Source organism: Streptomyces sp. CC0208 (assembly GCF_003443735.1).
Classification (GTDB): Bacteria; Actinomycetota; Actinomycetes; order Streptomycetales; family Streptomycetaceae; genus Streptomyces; species Streptomyces sviceus.
On the sequence record NZ_CP031969.1, the window covers coordinates 8,754,315 to 8,777,350 of the forward strand.

Sequence of the window (23,036 nt, forward strand, 5' to 3'; positions counted from 1 at the left end):
CAGCACGACCTTGACTGCGACACCCGCCCGGATCACCACCGTCGACACCTACGACATCCGCTTCCCCACCTCGCGGGAACTGGACGGCTCCGACGCGATGAACCCGGACCCCGACTACTCCGCGGCCTACGTCGTGCTCGGCACCGACGCCGGTGACGGACACGAGGGCCACGGGTTCACCTTCACCATCGGACGCGGCAACGACGTCCAGGTCGCCGCGATCAACGCACTGCGACCGCACATCGTGGGCCGTTCCGTCCAGGAGCTGTGCGCCGACCCCGGCGCCCTCAGCCGCGACCTGATCGGTGACAGTCAGCTGCGCTGGCTCGGACCAGAGAAGGGCGTGATGCACATGGCGATCGGCGCCGTCGTCAATGCCGTCTGGGACCTCACCGCCAAGCGCGCCGGACAGCCCCTGTGGCGGCTGCTCGCCCATGCCGACCCCGAGTGGCTGGTCTCCCAGGTCGACTTCCGCTACATCGCCGACGCCCTCACCCCCGAGGACGCCCTCCGACTGCTGCGCGAGGGCCGCACCGGACTCGCGGAGCGCGAGGCCGGCCTGCTGGAGCGCGGCTACCCCGGCTACACCACCTCTCCGGGCTGGCTCGGCTACTCCGACGACAAGCTCACCCGGCTGGCCAAGCAGGCCGTCGCCGACGGCTTCACCCAGATCAAGCTCAAGGTCGGCGCCGACCTCGCTGACGACATCCGTCGCATGCGTGCCGCCCGTGCCGCGGTCGGCGAGGAGATCCGTATCGCCATCGACGCCAACCAGCGCTGGAACGTGGACGAGGCGATCGAGTGGACCAACGCGCTCGCCGAGTTCGACCCGTACTGGATCGAGGAGCCCACCAGCCCCGACGACGTCCTCGGCCACGCGACGATCCGCAAGGCCGTGGCCCCCGTGAAGGTCGCCACCGGCGAGCACGTCCAGAACCGCGTCGTCTTCAAGCAGCTCCTCCAGGCCGGCGCCATCGATGTCCTCCAGATCGACGCGGCCCGGGTCGGCGGGGTCAACGAGAACCTCGCCATCCTGCTGCTCGCCGCCAAGTTCGGCGTGCCGGTCTGCCCGCACGCCGGCGGAGTGGGCCTGTGCGAGCTGGTGCAGCATCTGTCGATGTTCGACTACCTGGCGCTGTCGGGCACGACCGAGAACCGCGTCATCGAGTTCGTCGACCACCTCCACGAGCACTTCACCGCGCCCGTGGTGATGCGCGACGGCCACTACACCGCGCCGCTGACGCCGGGCTTCTCGGCCACCATGCACCCCGAGTCCCTCACCGAATTCCGTTACCCGGACGGCACCTTCTGGGCCGCCGACCTCGCTGGGCGTGAGGAGGCGGCATGACCGCTCTGACCGGACTCAGAGCCGTCGTCACCGGGGGCGCGTCCGGCATCGGGCTCGCCACGGCCCGCGCACTGGCGGCGCAGGGCGCGGCGGTGGCCGTGCTCGACCTCGATCCGGACGGTGTCGGCGAACCGCTGCTCGGCCTCAAGGCCGACGTCGGCGACGACGCCTCCGTACGCGCCGCCGTGGACACGGCGGCCGAGCGGCTCGGCGGCATCGACATCCTCGTCAACAACGCGGGCATCGGCGCCGCGGGCACGGTAGAGGACAACCCCGACGAGCAGTGGCACCGGGTCCTGGACGTCAACGTCCTCGGCATCGTCCGTACCACCCGCGCCGCCATGCCCCACCTGCGCCACGCTGCCACTGCCCGTCCGGGCACCGCGTCCGTCGTCAACACCTGCTCCATCGCGGCCACCGCAGGCCTGCCGCAGCGCGCCCTGTACTCCGCCAGCAAGGGCGCCGTGCTGTCGCTGACCCTGGCCATGGCCGCCGACCACGTCCGCGAGGGCATCCGCGTCAACTGCGTCAATCCCGGCACCGCCGACACCCCCTGGGTCTCCCGGCTGCTGGACGCGGCCGACGACCCCGAGGCCGAGCGCGCGGCCCTCAACGCCCGCCAGCCCCTGGGGCGTCTGGTCACCGCGGACGAGGTGGCGGCCGCCATCGTCTACCTCGCGAGCCCGGCCGCGGCATCCGTCACCGGCACCGCGCTCGCCGTGGACGGCGGCATGCAGGGGCTGCGGCTGCGGCCGGTGGACCGGCCGTGAGGACCACCACGCTGGGCGGCGGCGCCGTACCGGTCTCGGAACTGGCGCTGGGCTGCGCCGCCCTCGGCAACCTCTTCCACCCGGTCACCGAGGAGGCCGCCCGCGCCACGGTGGACGCGGCCTGGAACGCCGGTGTCCGCACGTTCGACACGGCGCCCCACTACGGTCTGGGCCTGTCGGAACGGCGCCTCGGCGCCGCGCTGCGCGACCGCCCCCGCGATGCGTACACCCTCTCCACCAAGGTGGGCCGGCTTCTCGTGCCGAACCCGGACGGCGGCGCCGCCGACGACGACCTCACGAACGGCTTCGCCGTCTCGGCCACCCACCGGCGGGTCTGGGACTTCAGTGCCGACGGAGTGCTGCGCTCCCTGGAGGCGAGCCTGGAACGCATCGGCGTCGACCGCGTCGACGTGGCCCTGCTGCACGACCCGGACGACCACGCCGAGCAGGCGCTGGACGAGGCGTATCCGGCGCTGGAGCGGCTGCGTGCCGAAGGCGTGATCGGCGCGATCGGCATCGGGATGAACCAGTCCGCGCTGCCCGCCCGGTTCGTCCGCGAGACCGACATCGACGTGGTGCTGCTGGCCGGCCGTTACACCCTCCTGGAACAGGACGGGCTCACCGAACTGCTTCCGGAGGCGGCCGCCCGGGGCCGGAGCGTGGTCATCGGCGGGGTCTTCAACTCCGGCCTGCTGACGGCTCCCCGGCCAGACGCCACCTACGACTACGCACCCGCCCCGCAGCCGGTCCTCGACCGTGCGCTGCGACTGCTCGCGGTCTGCGAACGCCACGGGGTGCCACTGCGTGCCGCCGCCCTGCGCTTCCCGTTCGGCCACCCCGCGGTCGCGAGCGTCCTGACCGGTGCGCGCACCCCCGAGGAGGTGCGCGACACGGTGGAGCAACTGCGGCGCCCGATCCCGGACGCGCTGTGGGACGAACTGCGCGCCGAGGGACTGCTGAACCCGGACACCCCTGTCCCCGCGGTCGCGCCGGTCGGGGACGCCATGCCGCCGAAGGAGCCGTCATGAAGGTCGCCCTGCACACCAAGGTCCGTGCCGACCGCATCGAGGAGTACGAGGCCGCGCACCGGGAGGTGCCCGAGGAACTCACCGCCGCCATCCGCGCCGCGGGGGTGAGCGAGTGGACGATCTGGCGGTGGGGGTCCCCCCGCGCGAGCGCAGTCGAGCGTGGGGGAGGCACGGACCTGTTCCATGTGCTGGAGGTCGAGGACTACCAGGCGATGATCGCCGAACTCGACCAGCTGCCCGTCAACATCGCCTGGCAGGCCCGGATGGCCGACCTGCTCGACGTCGTCCACGACTACTCCGCACACGGCGCGGACGCCTCGCTGCCGACGGTGTGGCACCTGTGACCGGAGCGGAAAGCGGGCTCGGCATCGTGGACGCCCACCACCATGTGTGGGACCTGTCGGTCCGCGACCAGGACTGGATCACCGACCCCGAACTCGCCCCGCTGCGACGCGACTTCACCCTCGTCGACCTGGCACCGGAAGCCCGTGCGGCCGGTGTCGTCGCCACCGTGCTGGTGCAGACGATCACCGTGGCGGAGGAGACCCCGGAGTTCCTGGCCCTGGCCGCCGACAGCGACCTGGTCGCCGGGGTCGTCGGCTGGACCGACCTGACCGCCCCCGATGTCACCGAGACCCTCGCCGCGCTGCGGGCGGGCACCGGAGGGGATCACCTGGTGGGCATTCGCCACCAGGTGCAGGGCGAGCCGGATCCGCGCTGGCTGGTACGCCCCGACGTACTGCGCGGCCTCGCCGCGGTCGCCGAGGCGGGGCTCGTCTACGACCTCGTGGTGAAGCCCCACCAACTCGCGGCGGCCGTCGAGGCCGCGCAGCGCCTGCCCGGTCTCACCTTCGTCCTCGACCACCTCGGCAAGCCGCCCGTCGCGTCCGGCGAACTCGCCCCCTGGGCGCAGCAGATCCGGCGCCTCGCCGCTCTCCCCAACACCGTCTGCAAACTGTCCGGCATGGTCACCGAAGCCGACTGGGACTCGTGGACCGTCGCGGCCCTCACGCCGTACGCCGACACCGTGCTGGACGCTTTCGGCCCCGGGCGGCTGATGTTCGGCTCCGACTGGCCCGTCTGCCGGCTCGCCGCCTCGTACGCCGAAGTGGTCTCCGTCGTACGCGAGCTGACGACCGCACTCGGGCCGGCCGAGCGTCACGACGTCTTCACCGGCACGGCCGTGCGGACCTACGACCTGCGGGTCACCGCACGACCGGCCCCGCTCCAGGAAACCCCATGCGCATAGCTCTCTTCATCACCTGCTTCAACGACACGATGTTCCCCCGCACCGGTCGCGCGGTGACCGAACTGCTGGAACGCCTCGGCCACACCGTGGAGTTCCCGCAGGCCCAGACCTGTTGCGGCCAGATGCACTTCAACACCGGCTATCGCCCCGAGACCCTGCCGATGGTCCGCCGCTTCGCCGAGGTCTTCGCGGGCTACGACGCAGTCGTCGCCCCCTCCGGGTCCTGCGCGGGCATGGTGCGCGACCACCACCGCGTGGTGGCGGCCCAATACGGCGACGACAGCCTCGCCGCAGCGGTCGAGCAGGTGGTGCCGACGGTGTACGAGCTGTCGGAACTCCTCGTCGACGTCCTCGGCGTCACCGATGTCGGCGCCTGCTTCCCGCACCGCGTCACCTACCACCCGACCTGCCACTCCCTGCGCATGCTGCGCGTCGGAGACAGGCCGCTCAAGCTGCTGCGTGCCGTGAAGGGCATCGACCTCGTCGAACTGCCCGCCGCGGAGTCCTGCTGCGGCTTCGGCGGCACCTTCGCCCTGAAGAACGCGGACGTGTCCAACGCGATGCTCGCCGACAAGATGCGCCATGTCCTGGACACCGGCGCCGAGTACCTGTGCGCGGGTGACAACTCCTGCCTCACCCACATCGGCGGCGGGCTGTCCCGGCTGCGTACCGGCGTCGGCACGATGCACCTGGCCGAGATCCTTGCCTCCACAGAAGGAGACGTGCGGTGAGCGGTGCCGACAACGTCGTATGGCTGGGCACCCCGGCCTTCCCCGAGGCGGCGCGCACCGCGCTCGCCGACACCCGGCTGCGAGCGAACCTGCGCCGCGCCACCGGCACCATCCGGGACAAGCGGCTGGCGGTCGCCGCCGAGCTCGACGACTGGGAGGAACTGCGGGATACGGCGGCAGCCGTCAAGCGCCGTACCCTGCGTCACCTCGACCACCATCTCCTGCGGCTGGAGGAGACGGTGACCGCCGCCGGCGGCACGGTCCATTGGGCGGCGGACGCCGCCGAGGCGAACGCCATCGTGACGCGGCTGGTGAAGGCGACCGGCGAGAGCGAGGTCGTCAAGGTCAAGTCGATGGCGACCCAGGAGATCGGCCTCAACGAGGCGCTCGCCGAGGCGGGCATCCGTGCCTACGAGACCGATCTCGCGGAACTCATCGTGCAGTTGGCAGAGGACCGCCCCTCGCACATCCTCGTACCGGCCATCCACCGGGGCCGCTCCGAGATACGGGAGATCTTCCGCCGGGAGATGGGGGAGTGGGGCAGGCCCGCCCCCGAGGACCTCACCGACGAGCCCCGCGACCTCGCCGAGGCGGCCCGGCTGCATCTGCGGGAGAAGTTTCTGCGGGCCAAGGTGGCCGTCTCCGGCGCCAACTTCGCCGCCGCCGACACCGGAACGGTGGTGGTCGTGGAGTCGGAGGGCAACGGGCGGATGTGTCTGACCCTGCCGGAAACCCTGATCACCGTCATGGGCATCGAGAAGGTCCTGCCGTCCTTCGCCGACCTGGACGTCTTCCTCCAGCTCCTGCCCCGCTCGTCGACCGGCGAGCGGATGAACCCGTACACCTCGCTGTGGACCGGCGTCACCGAGGGCGACGGGCCGCAGAACTTCCATCTGGTGCTCCTCGACAACGGCCGCACCGCCACACTCGCCGACGAGGTGGGCCGCCAGGCGCTGTCCTGCATCCGCTGCTCGGCCTGCCTCAACGTCTGCCCGGTGTACGAGCGCACGGGCGGCCATGCCTACGGTTCCGTCTACCCCGGCCCGATCGGCGCCGTCCTGACCCCGCAGCTCGTCGGCGTCAAGAACGCGGCCTCGCTGCCCTTCGCCTCCACCCTGTGCGGCGCCTGTTACGACGCCTGCCCAGTGAAGATCAACATTCCCGAGGTGCTGGTCCATCTGCGCGCCGAGGCCGTGGAGGCCAAACGCCGGGACCGGTTGCTCCCCACGACCGAGGCACTCGTCATGAAGGCGGCCGGCGCCGTACTGGGCTCACCGCGGCGACTGGCCGCCGTACAGCGGCTGGCCGCCCTGGGGGCCCGTCTGGTGGCCCGTGACGGCCGGATCGGTGCCCTGCCCGGCCCGGTCGCCCGCTGGTCCGGCACCCGGGACACGCCGGCGCCGGCCCGCGAATCGCTGCGCGCCTGGTGGCGCCGTACGAGAACACCTACGAGCGAGGACGCCCGTACGACGGCTGAAGGGAAGGTACGACGATGAACGGCCGCGAGAGCGTCCTGAGCGCCATCCAGGGAGCGCTGTCCGGCGTTCCCGATTCCGAGCGCCCCGATGACGTACCCCCTTCGACCGGTCCCCGCGCCGACCATGCGGGACCGGACGTCGTCGGGCTGTTCGCCGAGCGTGCCGCCGAGTACCGCGCCACGGTGGTCCGCGTTCCGCAGGCCGATGCCGCGGCGGCGGTCGGTCGTGCCCTGGCCCGTACCGGAGCGCGGTCGCTGGTGGTGCCGCCCGGGTTTCCCGAGGACTTGCTCCCGGAGGGGCCGTGGTCGCGGCTGGCTGACGTCCCGCCGCTGACGGTCGCGCAACTCGACGCGGCGGAGGCCGTGGTCACCACCGTCGCCACCGCCGTCGCCGTCACCGGCACCGTGACCCTCGACCACGGTCCGGGCCAGGGGCGGCGGGTCCTGACCCTGCTGCCGGACCAGCACATCTGCGTGGTCCGGGCGGACCAGATCGCCCCCGACGTGCCCGAGGCACTGCGCCTGCTCGATGCCTACCGCCCGCTGACGCTGATCTCCGGGCCCTCGGCCACCAGTGACATCGAGCTGGACCGGGTCGAGGGCGTGCACGGGCCCAGGACTCTCGACATCGTCGTGGTGGAGGACGCGTAGTCGCCGGCGCCGGGACCGTATGGCTTCGCAGCGCGGCCAGGTGGCCGCGCTGCGAAGCCATGTTCGCGTTCATCCCTGACCAGACCTCTCTATAGACCCAATGTTTCGGGATCCCGCATATCTGCTACGGGCCCGTAAACAGGGAGTTTCTAAAAAATCTGGCTTCGCTCTAGACAGGGGGAACGGCTGTGTCTGTTAATACATCCGATGTCCCTGGGGAGTCGCTTGAACCCCGGTAGGACACGTAGCCGCCGTACTCCGCCGTCTGTGCGGTGCCGCGGACCAGCAAGTCGCCGACACCTTGTGTCCCTCACTTTCCAGGAGCCGCACGATGTCCTCCGCCCCCCTCAGCAGGCGCTTCCTCATCAAGGCCGCGGCCCTCGCCGGCGGTACCGTGGCGTTCGGTCTGCCGCAGGCCCTGTGGCCCTCCAGCGCCGAGGCCTACTCCGTCTCCTCGAAGCTGGACTGGTGGTACCAGGCGCGGTTCGGGATGTTCATCCACTTCGGGTCCTACTCCTACTACGGCAAGGGCGAGTGGGAGTTCAGCCAGAACAACTGGACCAAGGCCGACTGGCAGAACAACGTCAGCAAGCCGTTTAACCCCTCCACCTTCAACGCCGCCCAGATCGCCGGGCTGGCCGCGAGCGCCGGCATGAAGTACCTCGTGATCACGGCCAAGCACCACGAGGGTTACGGGATGTGGGACTCCGACGTCGCGGGCTTCAAGGACACCACCGGCACCAAGCAGTACAACCTGCACGACTACAGCAACTTCCAGCCCGACCTGCTGGCCCAGCTGAAGACCGAGTGCACGAACCGGGGCGTCAAGTTCGGGCTCTACTACTCGATCATGGACTGGAACCACCCCTCGCAGACCTGTCGTCCCAGCAACTGGGACTCGACCATCGACCCGGCGGCCCGCACCGGCTACATCAACGACATGAAGGGCCAGCTGCAGGAACTGCTGGACCGCTACGACCCGGCCGTCCTGTGGTTCGACGGCGACTGGTGCAACTGGTGGGCCAAGTCCGACGGCGAGGACCTGTACGCCTGGCTGATGGCGCGCAAGCCCAACCTCATCGTCAACGAACGGGTCAAGCGCGACCAGGGTCTCGGTGACTTCGCCTGCCCGGAGCAGTCCGTTCCCGCCGAGCCGATGGACCGGCCGTGGGAGACCTGCGCCACCATGAACGGCAACTGGGGCTACACCGACTGGGCGGAAAACCTCTACCGTCCCGTCAAGGACATCATCCGGGAGATGGTCACCGTCATCTCCCGGGACGGCAACTACCTGCTCAACATCGGCCCCAAGGGCGACGGCTCCATGACCCCCGGATCCGTGACCATCCTGAACGGTCTGGCCTCGTGGATGGCCACCCACGGCGACAGCATCCACGGCACCAGCGGCAGCCCCTTCGCCACCGAGCCGTCCTGGGGCAAGATCACCAAGAAGGACGGCAAGCTCTTCGCCCACGTCTTCACCTGGCCCACGGGCGGCACCCTGCAGATCCCGGCCGTGTACAACACGATCAACCGGGTCTACCTGATGAACAACCCTGGCACCAACCTCAACTACTCGGTCAGCGGCGGCCAGATCAACGTCAGCGTGCCGAGCACGGCCCCCAACGCGAACGACTCCGTGGTCTGCGTGGAGGTCAACGGCATGCCGGCCGTCCTGGCGGGCGGTGTCTACCGGCTGATCTGCGCCCAGAGCGGCAAGGCACTCGACAACGGCAACACCGGCAACGAGGGCAGTCCGGTCATCCAGTGGACCGCCAACGGTGGCTCGCCGCAGCAGTGGACGGTCACCGACCTGGGCCACGGCTACTACAAGCTGGTCTGCGTCCGCAGCGGCAAGGCCCTCGACGACAACAACAGCACCTCCGACAGCGGGGTGATGGTGCAGAAGACCGACAACGGCAGTCGCCAGCAGCAGTGGGCCGTCACCGCGCTGGGCAACGGCGCGTTCCGGCTCATCAACCGGCACAGCGGAAAGGCGCTGGACAACTCCAACAACACGGCGGACAACACCCAGGTCATCCAGTGGACCCCCAATGGCGGCGCCCCGCAGCAGTGGAACATGACCAAGGTCGGCTGACCCGCGCAAGCCTCCGTGCTCCCGTCCAAGGGCTCTTGGGCGGGAGCACGCCGACGTCACAGAGACCGAAAATTCAGCGGCAACCTTTTCGCCGTCCGCGGCCACTGAGCAGTGCAACACCGACACGCTCTTCCGAACGGATGGACATGCAAGAATCACGCCAGGCCGCGCGGCAGCGCAGGCGCAGACGCCGGCTGATGGTGGGCAGCACCGCGGGGCTGGTCGTCACAGGTCTCCTTGTCTGCCTGGCCATCGCGATGCAGCCGGACCGCAAGGACGATGCCGGGCGGGCCGCGGCCACGGCCGTCGCCGACTCCCAGGAGACCGGCCCGGCGTCGTCGCCGACCGGATCGAAGTCCCCCACGCCCTCGCCGTCCGCGGTCTCCGCCTCCCTCAAGGCCAAGGCCAAGAAGCCGAAGGCATCCGCGTCCCCGTCGGCGACGAAGCCGTCATCGGCCTCTCCACGGAAGGCGACCACCACTTCGTCCTTGGCCGGACGGATCCTGGGCAAGGTCACCTACCCGGGAGTCGCCACGGTCTACAAGGCCGGGGTCGGGGACGGCGCCTGCTCGTACGGTCCGAGCAGCGACATGATGATCGCGGCGATGAACACCACCGACTACGAAACGTCCAAGGCCTGCGGCGCCTACGTGTTCGTCCGCGCGGCGAACGGCAACTCCGTCACGGTCCGGATCACCAACGAATGCCCGCTGCCCTGCGCACCGGGACAACTGGACCTCAGCGAACAGGCCTTCGCCAAGCTGGCCCCCGTCTCGACCGGCCGGCTCGCCGTCACCTGGAGCCTGGTGAGCCCCAGCTCGGTGGGCACGATATCGATCCGCTACAAGATCGGATCCAGCCCCTACTGGTGCGGGATCCAGGCGATCGGCCATCGCAACCCGCTCGCCCGGCTGGAGGTCAGCACCGGAGGCGGCTGGCGCCAACTGGCCCGCACCGACTACAACTACTTCCTCTCGCCCGACGGCAGCGGATGCGGCAAGGCGATCAGGCTCACCGACATCTACGGGGAACAACTGACCGTCAACGGCGTCGCCTTGCGGCCGGACGTCGTGCAGTCGACGGGACTCCAGTTCGCCCGCCACTGACCTCGCCGTCGAGAGGCCCGGTGTCGCTGTGTCAGGCCGGTTGCCCGACCTGGACACCGCGGCCGTGGGTGGCCAGGCACACCACCGATCCAGCCCCAATGTGCTGGTCGTCGTTGGTCCAGTGCCGCCGGCGACGGCCAGTTCGTGCACACTGCCGTCGTACGCGGCCCGCACGGGCATCACGGCTGCCGCTCCGGGCGGAGGCGAGGCGCGGCCACGCCCGCGGATCGGTGACCGATCCGCGGGCGTGATCACCCCAGCTGGTGGTGAATGGTTTTTTGCGGGTGAGTGCCTGGCGTCATCGGAGAACGGACGGGTGTGTGGATCAGGAGGGTACGATCCGCCACTGCTGGTGGGACTGCGACGTGTAGGGCTGCTGCTCGACGGCGGCTCCGTTCGCGGTGCTGCCCTCGTCCACGGCGAGCGAGAGCCCGCTGAAGCGATTGAGGAGGAAGTAGTGCCCGTCACCGGTGGGGGTGACGGCCCAGTGCTGCTGGGGGGCGTCGGCGTCTCCCCAGATGCCGGCGGTGCCGCCGTCCGCGCGGGAGAGACCCGCGATCTCCAGGAGCTTGCCGCTGCCCACACCCTTGATCTTGTAGTAGCCGTCGCCGGTCTTGATGAAGGTCCACTTCTGGTTCGTCTGGCCGAGCCAAGGCCACTGCTGGACCGCGGTGCCGTCGGTGGTGCGCCTGTTCACGACGTCGGCCACCTGGCCGCTGTTTCGGTTGACCAACTGGTAGACGGTGCCGTCGCCGGGCAGCGCGCTGGACAACAGTGCCGGTTTGACCGAGCGGCCGCCGACCCTCACACCGCTGATGTTGGCGTAGCCGCCGGTGGCCGCGTTGACCTGGATCCGTACGAAGCCCACGTTCCGGTTGGGCCACTCGACCAGCTTGGCCTTCTTGTTGCCGGCCCAGGTGCCGGTGGCGACCTGGGTGAAGTTGACCCCGTCGGTGCTGGTCAGGATGGTGTAGGAAGTGATGTCGCCGTCGGTGGAGTTGTTGCGGCCCCACTGCTTGGGCAGGTACTCCAGGGTGGAGACGTTGCTCCACACGCCGCCCAGGTCGATGGTGATGGACTGCGGCAGCGGCAGGCTCCAGGTCGACCAGCAGGTCTCGTAGCCGGCGTCGCTGAGTCCGTCGATGGCGTTGAACGGACCCTCGCCGGTGTGGAAACCGGTGGCGTACGCGTTGACCGGGGTGACGGGATGCTCGGCGCGCAGCGGCTGGGTGGGCAGCGGCGGCCTGGAGGTGTTGGGACTCCAGGCCGCGCCGACCTCGGCCAGCCGGTTGACGACGTTGGTGTCCAGCAGGCCGTTGCGGTTGGGCGGGCAGTTGAGGATGAACGAGGTGTACTTCGGTTCCAGGTCGGCCAGGTGCGAGAGGATCGCGGTCTTGCTCAGGAGGCTCTCGGTCGGGGTGGACGGGTGCCAGAACCAGCCGTTGCTGATGGTCTGTCCCTGCAGAGCGGCGTAGGTGTTGCCCGCCGGCGCCGTAATGCCCATCGGCTCTTCGAAGAAGATCGCGTCGCCGAGGAAGGGCTCCGACAGTGCGCCGAGGTCGATCATGACGCAGTCCGGCTGCAGCTCTTTCACCAGCGAACGGATTGCCTGGTAGGAGACGGCCTGCTGCCCCATCTGCCATGCGTAGCCGTCAGTCATGAACATGTCGATGGTGCCGTAGTTGGTGAGCAGCTCGCGGATCTGACCGAGGACGAAGGTCATGTGCTTGGGCTGGATGGCATCGGTGATCTGGAGCCCGGACACCTTGTGCCGGCTCTCCCACGCCTCGACGCCGAAGGTGCGGTCCCAGACCGAGTAGTAGAGTCCGACCTTGAGCCCCCTCGCGCGGAAGGCGTCGCAGTACGCCTGGACGACGTCGTGCTTGTAGGAGCTGTTCGCGACGTTCTGGGTGCCGTGCGCGCTCGGCCACAGGGCGAAGCCGTCGTGGTGCCTGGTGGTCAGGAAGCCGTAGCTCATCTTCGCGGCGGCCGCCGCGTCGGCCCACTGTGCGCAGTTGACACTCGGGGGAGCGAAGAGGGTGGGGCTCTGGTTGGGCTCCGCCCACTCCTCGTTGGTGAAGGTGCCCAGGCTGAAGTGGTTGAACATGCCGAACCGCATGTCGACCAGCTTGCTCAGGTTGGTCTGGATGTCCGCGGCGGACGCCTGCGACAGAAGGCCGGAGAAGCCGGGGATGATCGGCAGTGCGGTCGCGGCGGTCGCCGCCCCCGCCGCTCCGAGGAACGTACGGCGAGACATTCGTGGTGAGGACACGGGTCACTCCTGTGGATCGATGGCAGTGCCATGTGCCGGCGACCGGGCTGCCCTGGGAGGCGCAATCGGTGTCGCACTGAGCGACGCGCGCCGACGACAGGCGTTACGGCGTGGGCTGGGCGGCAGGTCTTACGTAAAGCGGGTGTTTCGACTAGCAACATCGGATGTATTAACGAGCACCGGGTGGTGGTCTGTCTAGAGCCTCGGCAGAAATAGCCAGATCAAGCCTGCTCGTCGCTGCGTGGCGTAGGTGCCCCTCAAGTGACCCGGCCCCGATACGTAGGATGTGTAGAGTCAGTTGCTGTCGCGCGCGTGTAGTACGGCGGGCAAGCCTCGCCGAACGCCCGGGCCGCGCAGGACATCCGATGTATCCAAGGTTGGGGCATCCTCGACCTGGTCGGGCCCCGTGATTTGTGTGGGTCTCGGCGAACCCCTAGACACGACAGGGTCTGTTGCTGATTAATACATCCGATGTCACCTGGGTGAAACACACTCCTCGCGGCGCTACGTGGAGCACGTGTCCAGGTCGCCCGTTCCCCTCGTAACTCCCTGCCTTGCCTCTCTTGACTCATGGAGCCGCACCCATGTCCTCAGCCCACCTCAGCAGACGCTCTCTGATGAAGGCCGCCGCCCTTGCCGGAGGAGTGGCGGCCTTCGGGCTGCCGCAGGCCCTGTGGCCCTCCACCGCCGAGGCGTACACCGTCGCGTCGAAGCTGGACTGGTGGTACCAGGCCCGGTTCGGGATGTTCATCCACTACGGGTCGTACTCGCAGCTCGGCCAGGGCGAGTGGGCGTTCACCAACTCGCAGTGGACCAAGGCGAACTACCAGACCCAGGTCACCCAGAACTTCAACCCCAGCCAGTTCAACGCCGCCCAGATAGCCGAACTGGCCAAGAACGCCGGCATGAAGTACCTCGTGATCACGGCCAAGCACCACGAGGGCTACGCGATGTGGGACTCCGATGTCGCGGGCTTCAAGGACGCCACCGGCACCAAGCTGTACAACCTGCACGACTTCGGCGGGGTCCAGAGCGACCCGCTCATGAACCTCAAGAACGAGTGCGAGAACCGCGGGATCAAGTTCTGCCTCTACTACTCGATCCTCGACTGGGACCACCCTTCCCAGACCGACCGCCACGACAGCGGCCTTACGACCATGTCGTCGCAGGCCGCGCGCACCGCCTACATCGCCGACATGAAGGCGCAGCTTCAGGAACTGCTGGACCGCTACGACCCGGCACTGCTGTGGTTCGACGGCGACTGGTTCGGCGAGCCCTCCAGTCCCACCCTCGAGAACTGGTGGCTGGAAGCGGACGGCGTCGACCTCTACAACTGGCTGATGGCACGCAAGCCCAACCTCATCGTCAACGAGCGAGTCAAGCGGGACCACCGGCTCGGCGACTACGCGGTCGCGGAGTTCGGGATACCCGGCGAGCCGATGAGCCGACCGTGGGAGCGGTGCGCCACCATGAACGGCGCCTGGGGTTACAACGCGTCGAGTGAGAACTCCTACCGATCCCTCAAGGACATCGTCCAGGAGCTCGTCACGGTGGTCTCCCGGGACGGCAACCTCCTGCTGAACATCGGTCCCAAGGGCGACGGCTCGGTCACGGCGGGCACTCAGACCGTCCTGAACGGCCTGGCCTCCTGGATGTCGACGCACAGCGACAGCATTCACGGCACCAGCGGCAGCCCGTTCGCCACCGAACCCTCGTGGGGGAAGCTCACCAAGAAGAACGGCAAGCTCTTCGCCCATGTCTTCACCTGGCCCACCAACGGCCAGCTGCGGATTCCGAGGATGGACAACACCATCAGTCGCGTCTATCTGCTGAACAACCCCTCGGTCTCACTCCCTTACACCGTCACCGACCAGATCAACGTCACCGTGCCGGCCACCGCACCGAACGCGACCCTCCCGGTGGTGTGCGTCGAGGTCCAGGGCATGCCCACGACGGTCTCCCCGTCGGTGTTCCAGAACGTCGACTACCAAGGCGCCCGCGGCGTTCTTCAGTTGGGCAGCTACACCTCCTCGCAGCTGTCCGCCGCCGGTTTGGGACCCGCCCAGGCCTCCTCCATCCTGGTACCCGACGGCTTTCAGGTGATCGGCTACTCCGGCGACAACTTCACCGGCACCGCCTGGACGTTCACCTCGAACGCCTCCGACCTCCGGACGACCGGCAACAACGACGCCATCGCCTCGCTGAGGGTGACGTTCAACCCTGCCACGTACTTCCGCCTGGGCAACGTCACGAGCGGCCTGGTGCTGGACAGCGGCGGCAGTTTCTCCAGCGGCTCGAACCTGAAGCAGTGGGAGATCGTGGACAACGCGAACCTCCAGTGGCAGGCGATCGAACTCGGGAACGGCTACTACCGGCTCGTCAATCGCACCAACGGCCTGGCCGCCGACGGCTGGGGCGCCACCAGCAACGGTGACCCGGCCCGGCAGGCACCCTGGAACGGCGGCACCAACCAGCAGTGGCAGATCACCCACCGCGGCCAGGGCCGGTACTCCATCGCCAACCGCACCACGGGACTGGTCCTCGACGGCGGTGGCATGGTCGCCGCAGGGGCCGTGATCAAGCAGTGGACGTGGCAGGACAGCACCAACCTGATGTGGACGTTCAAGTCTTGATCGCCCGTACATCTGCGGTGTACGAGCTGGCTCCGTCGTATCGCCGGCTGTGACTTCTCGTACCCCGTCGCCCGGCCGACGAAGTGCTCGGGCAACCCCGACTCCGGCTCATCCGCCACTGGGGCAAGCGGAAAGCCCCAGGACCTTCCGGCCCTGGGGCACCGACCCGGCGGAATGCACCGGTGGACTGCCGTCACACGAACGCGCTCTGGCCCGTGATCGACTTGCCCACGATCAGGGTGTTCATCTCACGGGTGCCCTCGAAGGAGTAGATCGCCTCGGCGTCGGCGAAGAACCGGGGGATGTCGTGGTCCAGGAGGATGCCGTTGCCGCCGAAGATCTCCCGGCTCCAGCCGACGACCTCCCGCATCCGCGAGGTGACGAACGCCTTGGCCAGGGAGGAGTGTTCGTCGCGGAAGATGCCGGCGTCCTGGAGGCGGGCGAGCTGGACCAGCATGCCCCAGGAGGCGGTGATGTTGCCGAGGCTCCTGACCAGGAGGTCCTGGACGAGCTGGAAGCCGCCGATGGGGCGGCCGAACTGCTCGCGCTCGCGGGCGTAGTCCAGGGCCAGTTCGTAGGCGCCCGTCATGACGCCGAGCGCCTGCCAGGCCACCCCGGCGCGGGTCGCGCGCAGGATCTCGGCGACGTCTCGGAAGGAGTTGATGTTCTGCAGGCGGTTCGCCTCCGGCACCGGGACGTCGGTCAGGGTGATCTCGGCGTTCTCGACGATCCGGAAGGCGAGCTTGTTCTGGATCTTCACCGGGTCGAAGCCGGGCGTGCCCTTCTCGACGACGAAGCCCTTGACGTGGTTGTCGTCGACGTCCCGGGCCCAGACCACGACGTAGTCGGCGAAGGTGGCGTTGCCGATCCACTTCTTGGCGCCGTTCAGGATCCAGGTGTCGCCCTCGCGCCGGGCGGTGGTGCGCATGCCGCCCGCGACGTCGGAGCCGCCGAGGGGCTCGGTCATCGCGAACGCGCCGATCTTGTCCATCGCGGCCATCGCCGGCAGCCAGCGGTCGCGCTGCTCCTCGTCACCGCCGGAGTGGATCGAGTACATGGCCAGGCCGTTGTGAACGCCGAAGAACGTCGACACCGAGGCGTCGGTGCGTGTCATCTCCAGGGCGAGCATGCCGCTCAGGAGGTTGCTCGCGGCGGGCTTGTGCTCGCCGTAGCCCTCGTAGGGGAGGCCGGCCAGGCCGCTGTCGCGGAACAGGGTGATGAGCTCCTTCGGGAAGACGCCCTTGGCCCAGTTGTCGTTGACCAGCGGCTTGACCTCGTCGCGCATGAACGCGCGGGCCTTGAGGAGGATCTTGCGCTCCTCGTCCGGCAGCAGCGACTCGAAGTGGTAGAAGTCGGCGGTCAGTTCGTCGGTGAGGGGGCCCACGGTCCGGGTGGTCATCAGTTCTCCTCCTTCATGGTGGTCGTCCCGGCCGCGGCCAGCGCGTCCAGGACCGCCAGTTGCCTGCGGTCGCGCGTCCCGGCGAGTTCCGGGTACGTGGAGGAGCCGTAAGCCTTCTCGACGGCTTCGATGAGCCGTTCCTGTTGGTCGGGGGTCTGCGCGGGGCGGCCGAGGCCGTCACCCATGTCCCGCATCGAGGCGCCGATGTGCTCGACGAGGTGCCGGTAGCCGCCGGGGCCCCCGCCCAGGTGTGCGCCGAGGAACGGGCCGACGGTGGCCCAGCGCAGCCCCAGGGAGTTGGTCATAACCTTGTCGAGGTCCTCGGGCGTCACCACGCCCTGCTCGACGAGATACACCGCCTCGCGGCTCAGCGCGTTCTGCAGGCGGTTGCCGACGAAGCCGGGGATCTCCTTGCGCTCGACGACCGGGGTGCGGCCGACCGAGGTGTAGAAGTCCAGCGCGGCCTGTACGGCGTCCTCGCCGGTGCGCTCGCCCGGCACGACCTCGACCAGCGGGATGAGGTGCGGCGGGTTGAAGGGGTGGCCGATCAGGACACGGGCGGCGTCCTCGGCCGTCAGCGCGCCCGTGAACGCGGTCGAGGGGATCGCGGACGAGGAGCTGAGCAGCAGTGCGTGGGCAGGTGCCTCTCGGACGAGCGTGGCGAACAGGTCCTTCTTGAACTCGACGCGCTCCGGGCCGTTCTCCTGGACGACGTCCGCGTCCCGGACCGCCTCGGTCACGTCCGCCGCGAGATGCACCCGGTCGGCGAGGCCGGTCACGTCCAGGCCGCGGGCGGTCAGGTGCGGGGCGTACTGCTCCAGGGCGTCGGCGACGGCCTCGGCGAGGTCCTCGCGCGGGTCGCTCACGCGGACGGTCAGGCCGTATGCGGCGAACAGGGCCGTCCAGGACAGACCGATGGTTCCGGCGCCGATGACGGCGGCCGTACGGAAGGGGCGGGTCATGCGGAAGCGCCTCCCTTCAGGTAGTCGTGGACCGGCTCGACGCCGTCCAGCGTCAGGTCGGTGAGGATGTGGCTGGCGGAGACGACCTCCAGCACCGGCAGGTCGGCGAGTGGGGCGAGCACGTGCGCGAAGAGCTGGAGCCGGGCGGGGCCGGTCCAGGCGCCCTTGACGGTGAGGTCGGTGATGCGGGTGCGGACGAGTTCCTGCACACGCGGCGTGCCGTCGTAGCCGGGAACGGTCTTGAGCATGAACGTCGGTACGCCGATCTGTTCCTCGGCCTCGCGCCGGTCCAGCTCGTGGTGCTTGTAGCCCATGGTGGCCGTGGCGACCCGCAGCGAGCCGTGGTCGAGCGTGCCGACGAGCGCGCCGGAGTCGACGTACAGCGACGGGGAGCCGATGACCTTCGGGTAGGCGGCGACCTCGCGGCCGGAGGCGGTCGCCGGGAAGTTGTCGAGGTACATGGCGTGCAGGTACTCGCCCCGCTCGCCCTCGAAGGTGACGGGGATCGCCTGGCCCGCCTCGGTGTAGGGGCCGTAGCCGCTGACGTCGCCCATCCTCATGACCTCGAACCGGACCAACGGCTCGCCGATCCTCAGCGGTTCGGGGACGACGGCCCGCAGCGCGTCGGGGTCGGTGCGGTAGACGAGGTTGAGGTACTCGCGGTCGGTGAACCGCGGCACCATCGGCGCGAACGCCGGGCTCGTGAGCGGAGTCGTCAGGTGCTGTCGTACGTCTTCGGCCTTCATGTCCTCACCGCCCCGTCCAGCGCGGCGGGCGACGCTCGGCGAAGGCGGTCATGCCCTCGCGTACGTCGGCGGTGGCCATCAGGGTCTTCATCTCGCCTCGCTGGAAGGCGAAGGCCTGGGCGTCGGGGGCGCCGTCGGCGGCGCGGACGACGCGCTTGACGGCCGCCAGCGCGAGCGGGGCGTTCTCCGCGAGCCGGTCGGCCAGCCGGAGTGCCTCGGCGACGGCCTGCCCCTTGGCGGTGACCCGGTTGGCCAGGCCCAGGTCGCCGGCGCGGCGGCCGTCGACGGGCTCGCCGGTCAGCAGGAACTCCATGGCCAGGTGGTGCGGAACGCGCTTGGGCAGCCGGATCACGCCGCCGCCCGCGGCGATCAGACCGCGCCTGACCTCGGGCAGACCGAACCGGGCGTCCTCGGCAGCGACGATCAGGTCGCAGGCCAGGGCCAGTTCGAAGCCGCCCCCCATGGCAAAGCCCTCCACGGCGGCGATGAGGGGCTTGCTCGGCTCGGCCTCGGTGAGGCCGCCGAATCCGCGGCCCTCGACGTCGGGCGACTCTCCGCGCAGGGCGGCCTTGAGGTCCATGCCGGCGCTGAACGTGCCGCCTTCGCCGGTCAGGACGCCGGCCCGCAGTTCGGGGTCGGCCTCCAGCTCGTCGAGTGCGTCGGCCAGGGCGGCGGCGACCGCGGCGTTCACGGCGTTGCGGGCTTCGGGGCGGTTCAGGGTGATCAGCAGGGCGGAGCCGATGCGTTCGGTGCGTACCGCGGGAGTTGTGGGTGTGCTCATCGTGGCTGTCCTCCTGTGATGGTCAGCGGGCGGCGGCGTCGAGTTCGGCGAGAACGTCCTCGGTGTCCTGGCCCGCGACCGGCGCCAGGCGACGGATCGAGCCGGGAGTGGCGGAGAACCGCACCGGGATGCCGATGGTGCGGACCGTGCCCTCGGTCGGGTGCTCGACGCTGTCCAGCAGATGGCCGTCACGGACGTACGGGTCCTCGTGGGCGCGGTCCAGTTCCAGCACCGGGGCCATCGGGATGCTGTGCTTGGCGCACACCTCCGCCCACTCCTCGGTCGTCAGCGCCGGGGCGCAGGTCTCCAGGAGCGCGGCCAGCTCCTCGTGGTCGGCGCTGTCGATGGCTTCGCCGTTGACGCGCGGGTCCTCGGCGAGGTCCGGGCGTCCGGCGGCGGTGAGGAAGTCGCGGTAGTTCTGCGGGTTGTACGGCATGACGCAGGCCAGGCCGTCCTTGGTGCGTACCGCCTTGTGGCCCTTGAGCATCGACAGGGCGAAGCCGGTGGGGCCGGACTCGGGGACGTGGGTGTGGCCCGCGAGGTGCTCGACCAGGTTGAAGGCGATCAGCGTGTCCGTCATCGGGATCTCGACGAGCTGGCCGCGTCCGGTGCGGCTCCGGTGCAGCAGGGCGGCGAGCACGCTGTACGCGATGGTCAGCGAGGAGACCTTGTCGCCGATGATGGTCGGCAGGTAGACGGGCTCGCCCAGGGCGCGGTCGGCGATGTCGACCAGGCCGGAGGCGGCCTGCACGGTCTCGTCGTAGGCGGCGTTGCCGGCCCGGTCGGAGTCGCTGCGGAAGCCCTGGGCGTGTGCGTAGACGAGGCCCGGGTTGCGGGCGGCGATGTCCTCGTGGGACAGGCCGAGGCGGTGCAGTGCGCCGGGGCGCATGTTGGTGATCAGCACGTCCGCGGTGTCGATCAGCTGCAGCGCCCGCTCGCGGTCCGTCTCGTCCTTGAGGTTGAGGGACACGCTGCGCTTGTTGCGGTTGACATTGAGGTTCAGCGGGGTCATGCCCGGGGTGGTGCGGTAGTGGCCGACGCGGACGGTGTCCGCGGGCGACTCGATCTTGATGACGTCGGCGCCGAGGTCCCCGAGGATCTGGGCGGCGTAAGGGCCCATCACCACGGTCGACAGGTCGATCACGCGGGTGCCCTCCAGGGGGCCGGTGACGGTGTCTGCGAGGTCCGTCATGGCTTTCTTTCACTCCTTTTTCGCGCTGTCCGTGTATCTGGAAACTAAGTTACAGCGGGAGTCGAAGGAGAGAAAGCCGAGGGAATGACCAAATGGCGAAAGGCGGTATGACCGCAGTGGTCGTACCGCCTTTGTTGGGGTGCCTCCGCTCCTTACGAGTGGAGCGGTTCGATGAACACCTCGCGGGCCGCCGCCACGACTTCCTCCAGGTCGCCGCCGTGTCCTCGATCCTTGCGCCAGATCAGGCCGGTCTCGAGTCGGGGCTGGAAATCGGAGAACGGTAGAACGGTGACATTGTCCAGATGGTAATTCTGGACGGGGCTCCGTGGGTCCAGCATGGAAATGGAGAAAGCCAGTCCGCTGGACACTATCTCGGAAATTCCTTCGAAAGCGGCACCGTTGATTTCGATGCGTTTTTTGATGCCGAGTTCGGAGAGCTGCTGGTCGAGTCCGCGGAAGAACGCGTTGGTCACGGCTGTCGGGGAAACGACGTAGGCGAGTTCGGTCAGTTCCGTCAGGGCGACGGACTCGCGCCCGGCGAACCGGTCCCTGGGGACGACCGCGCCGAGCCGTTCCGACATCACCGGCAGCAGTTCCAGCGCGGGGTCGCCACCTGCCGGGAGACGGGCCAGGGTCAGCGCGAGTCTGCCGTCGCAGACGGCGTCGACGAGGCGGTCGGTGCCGCCCGGCCAGCGCTTGATCTCGAACCGGTCGCGGACCCGCTCGGCCAGGGCGTCCATCCGCTCCCGCAGGTCAGGATGGACGCCGCTGGGCACACCCAGCAGCAGGGTGGCCCGCCGCGGGCGGGCCGTCTCGTCAAGGCGCCACTGGATGGAGTCGACCTGCTCCAGCACGCCCCGTGCGATGGGCAGCAGGGCGTTGCCGGCCTGAGTGAGCGTCACGCGGTGGGTGTCGCGGTCGAACAGGCGGTGTCCCAGTTCGTTTTCCAGATCCTTGATCCGTCTGCTCAGCGGGGAGGCCGCCATGTGCAGCTTGCGGGCAGCCATGGAGAAGTTCAGTTCCTGGGCGACAGCGACGAAGTAACGCAGATGCAGGAGTTCCACGGTGCCCACCGTAAAGGGCTGACCGGCGGGCGTGATCGGCCGACGTGATCAAGACCTTGGCCGGCCCCATCGCTTCCGGCCTCGCCCACGAACCGTCACTCGTCACCCGTCGGAGTGCGCCCGCGGTCAGAACCAGTGCAGGCAGTGCGGGGCACGGTCGGTGCGGAAGAGGGCGTCGGCGAGGATGGCCGCCTCCGGGCGATGGGCCCGGATGTGTCCGGCACGCACGAGCGTGCTGGGCGCGGTGCCGCCGAGGTAGACCGAGCCCAGGTCTCTCACGTCCAGGGACAGGTCGGGCTCCCGGTCCGTCAGGACGCAGTCGGCCTTGCCGTCCTGGACGGTCAGCAGATAGCGACCGTGCTCGCCGAGGAAGGGGTCCTCGACGTCCAGGACGAGCTCGCCGTCCGTGAACCAGCCGCGCGCGGTCAGCGCGCGCGGGACGTCCAGCAGCCGCACCCAGAGCCAGTCCGTGTCGCCGCTCACCTCACCGGCGCGGAAGTCCGCGAGCTGCCAGCGCAACGGGTGCTGGGGTGGGACGTGCTGGAACACCACCCGAGAGGCCAGGTCGTGGCCGAGCACGAACCGGGCGAGGGCCGTGAAGACGGTGTCGTCGACGGTGATGGTCTCGTCGACCGTCAAGGTGTTGTCGGGCTCGCCGATCGAGTAGCTGGCGTACCCGTCCGGGACGCCGTCGGCGTCCCGGTGGACGGCGACGTAACGCGGAGCCGGCGAGATCGGGGGCTGCCCCGCGCGCAGGGCCCACCAGCGGTGCGGCCGGGACAGTGCACCGGGCTGGGCGCGGCGGTACCGGTCGTACACGTCTTCCAGGATCTCGCCGCACTCGGAACGACGCAGCACCTCGACCGAGCCGCGGTCCGGGCCGTGGTCCGGGCCGTGGTCCGAGACGTCGTACGGGCCGTGGTCCGGACCGGTCGCCGGTGCGTCCGCCGTTGCGCGTGCCCGGGGGAGGGCGAGGACGGACCGGTGGCGCTGCACCGTCAGCCGCTGCGTGTACGTCGCCGGTCCGTAGCCGAACCTGCCGTAGATCGTGGCCTCGGAGGCCAGCAACACGGAGAGGAACTCCCCGCGGGCCCGCAGGTCGGCGAGCTGATGCCGCATCATCGCGCTGAGCACGCCCTGGCGTCGGTGCGAGGGCAGGACGCCGACAGCGGTCACCCCGGGGGCCGGAACGAGGGTTTCGCCGGGCAGCGTGAGCTCGAAGGAGTGTGTGGCGGCGGTGCCCACGGGCCGCCCGTCAGCCGTCAGGGCGAGCAGGCAGCGGTCCATTTCGAGTGCCGACCACCACAGCCCGCCGCCCTCGACCGGGGTTTCCGGGAAGCGCCCGAACGCGGCATGGACGGTGTCGACGAAGACGTCGAGATCCTCGTCGGTCGTGGGACGTATCTCCATCGGTGCCGCTGCCTCCTCGAAAGACCGGCCCCACGACGGGTGGCGCCTGCCACAGTCCAGCGTCGACCGGTGGCCCGGTCAAACGAATTACGCCGGGAGCGTTGGGAGTTGGCCAGGGT

Annotated in this window: 19 protein-coding genes; 11 read left to right on the forward strand and 8 right to left on the reverse strand. The window is 69.4% G+C overall.

What is annotated here, in order from left to right; genetic code table 11:
* Nucleotides 1-10: 10 nt before the first annotated feature.
* The 10 genes from D1369_RS40230 to D1369_RS40275 all read left to right on the forward strand — a co-directional run bounded on the left by D1369_RS40230 (nt 11) and on the right by D1369_RS40275 (nt 10,458).
* Nucleotides 11-1,348, forward strand: coding sequence for an L-fuconate dehydratase (locus D1369_RS40230; protein ID WP_037902900.1), 1,338 nt, complete (start codon nt 11-13; stop codon nt 1,346-1,348).
* On the forward strand, nt 1,345-2,118 hold the full coding sequence (locus D1369_RS40235) for an SDR family oxidoreductase (protein ID WP_118083047.1): 774 nt from the start codon (nt 1,345-1,347) through the stop codon (nt 2,116-2,118). Before D1369_RS40230 ends, D1369_RS40235 begins: the two co-directional genes overlap by 4 nt.
* On the forward strand, nt 2,115-3,146 hold the full coding sequence (locus D1369_RS40240) for an aldo/keto reductase (protein WP_118083048.1): 1,032 nt from the start codon (nt 2,115-2,117) through the stop codon (nt 3,144-3,146). The genes D1369_RS40235 and D1369_RS40240 overlap by 4 nt, the downstream gene beginning before the upstream one ends.
* Nucleotides 3,143-3,490, forward strand: coding sequence for an L-rhamnose mutarotase (locus tag D1369_RS40245; RefSeq protein ID WP_007379494.1), 348 nt, complete (start codon nt 3,143-3,145; stop codon nt 3,488-3,490). The genes D1369_RS40240 and D1369_RS40245 overlap by 4 nt, the downstream gene beginning before the upstream one ends.
* Entirely contained in the window at nt 3,487-4,395 is a 909-nt protein-coding gene (locus tag D1369_RS40250; protein ID WP_050789658.1) for an amidohydrolase family protein, read from the forward strand. The genes D1369_RS40245 and D1369_RS40250 overlap by 4 nt, the downstream gene beginning before the upstream one ends.
* Nucleotides 4,386-5,126 carry a (Fe-S)-binding protein gene (locus D1369_RS40255; protein ID WP_007379492.1) on the forward strand — a complete coding sequence of 247 codons (741 nt, stop codon included), beginning with the start codon at nt 4,386-4,388 and terminating at the stop codon, nt 5,124-5,126. Before D1369_RS40250 ends, D1369_RS40255 begins: the two co-directional genes overlap by 10 nt.
* Nucleotides 5,123-6,622 carry a LutB/LldF family L-lactate oxidation iron-sulfur protein gene (locus D1369_RS40260; RefSeq protein ID WP_007379491.1) on the forward strand — a complete coding sequence of 500 codons (1,500 nt, stop codon included), beginning with the start codon at nt 5,123-5,125 and terminating at the stop codon, nt 6,620-6,622. The genes D1369_RS40255 and D1369_RS40260 overlap by 4 nt, the downstream gene beginning before the upstream one ends.
* Nucleotides 6,619-7,254: an LUD domain-containing protein gene (locus tag D1369_RS40265; RefSeq protein WP_118083049.1), complete on the forward strand. Its 636-nt coding sequence runs from the start codon at nt 6,619-6,621 to the stop codon at nt 7,252-7,254. Before D1369_RS40260 ends, D1369_RS40265 begins: the two co-directional genes overlap by 4 nt.
* Nucleotides 7,255-7,585: 331 nt before the next feature.
* Nucleotides 7,586-9,352 (forward strand): alpha-L-fucosidase, encoded by a 1,767-nt coding sequence (locus D1369_RS40270; protein WP_007379489.1) that lies wholly within the window; start codon nt 7,586-7,588, stop codon nt 9,350-9,352.
* 146 nt (nt 9,353-9,498) lie between these two features.
* Nucleotides 9,499-10,458: an expansin EXLX1 family cellulose-binding protein gene (locus D1369_RS40275; protein ID WP_037902893.1), complete on the forward strand. Its 960-nt coding sequence runs from the start codon at nt 9,499-9,501 to the stop codon at nt 10,456-10,458.
* Between the two features lie 325 nt (nt 10,459-10,783).
* Here D1369_RS40275 and D1369_RS40280 read toward each other — a convergent pair whose 3' ends face one another.
* Nucleotides 10,784-12,715: an alpha-L-fucosidase gene (locus D1369_RS40280; RefSeq protein ID WP_050789657.1), complete on the reverse strand. Its 1,932-nt coding sequence runs from the start codon at nt 12,713-12,715 to the stop codon at nt 10,784-10,786.
* Nucleotides 12,716-13,314: 599 nt separating this feature from the next.
* On the opposite strand from D1369_RS40280, the gene D1369_RS40285 reads away from it, so the two are divergent.
* The gene (locus D1369_RS40285) at nt 13,315-15,363 is read left to right on the forward strand and encodes an alpha-L-fucosidase (RefSeq protein ID WP_007379485.1); all 2,049 of its coding nucleotides are present in this window, start codon (nt 13,315-13,317) and stop codon (nt 15,361-15,363) included.
* A gap of 193 nt (nt 15,364-15,556) precedes the next feature.
* Here the strand turns inward: D1369_RS40285 and D1369_RS40290 are convergent, their stop codons facing one another.
* The 7 genes from D1369_RS40290 to D1369_RS40320 form a co-directional block, all read right to left on the reverse strand.
* Nucleotides 15,557-16,762: an acyl-CoA dehydrogenase family protein gene (locus tag D1369_RS40290; RefSeq protein ID WP_007379484.1), complete on the reverse strand. Its 1,206-nt coding sequence runs from the start codon at nt 16,760-16,762 to the stop codon at nt 15,557-15,559.
* Nucleotides 16,762-17,724, reverse strand: coding sequence for a 3-hydroxyacyl-CoA dehydrogenase NAD-binding domain-containing protein (locus D1369_RS40295; protein WP_007379483.1), 963 nt, complete (start codon nt 17,722-17,724; stop codon nt 16,762-16,764). The genes D1369_RS40290 and D1369_RS40295 overlap by 1 nt, the downstream gene beginning before the upstream one ends.
* Nucleotides 17,721-18,470, reverse strand: coding sequence for an acetoacetate decarboxylase (locus tag D1369_RS40300; RefSeq protein WP_007379482.1), 750 nt, complete (start codon nt 18,468-18,470; stop codon nt 17,721-17,723). Before D1369_RS40300 ends, D1369_RS40295 begins: the two co-directional genes overlap by 4 nt.
* 4 nt (nt 18,471-18,474) lie before the next feature.
* Nucleotides 18,475-19,251, reverse strand: coding sequence for a crotonase/enoyl-CoA hydratase family protein (locus D1369_RS40305; protein WP_118083050.1), 777 nt, complete (start codon nt 19,249-19,251; stop codon nt 18,475-18,477).
* A 22-nt stretch (nt 19,252-19,273) separates the two neighbouring features.
* Nucleotides 19,274-20,443 carry a CoA transferase gene (locus D1369_RS40310; protein WP_007379480.1) on the reverse strand — a complete coding sequence of 390 codons (1,170 nt, stop codon included), beginning with the start codon at nt 20,441-20,443 and terminating at the stop codon, nt 19,274-19,276.
* A 152-nt stretch (nt 20,444-20,595) separates the two neighbouring features.
* Entirely contained in the window at nt 20,596-21,507 is a 912-nt protein-coding gene (locus D1369_RS40315; RefSeq protein WP_007379479.1) for a LysR family transcriptional regulator, read from the reverse strand.
* A gap of 126 nt (nt 21,508-21,633) precedes the next feature.
* Nucleotides 21,634-22,917 (reverse strand): GNAT family N-acetyltransferase, encoded by a 1,284-nt coding sequence (locus D1369_RS40320; protein WP_007379478.1) that lies wholly within the window; start codon nt 22,915-22,917, stop codon nt 21,634-21,636.
* Between the last annotated feature and the right edge of the window lie 119 nt (nt 22,918-23,036).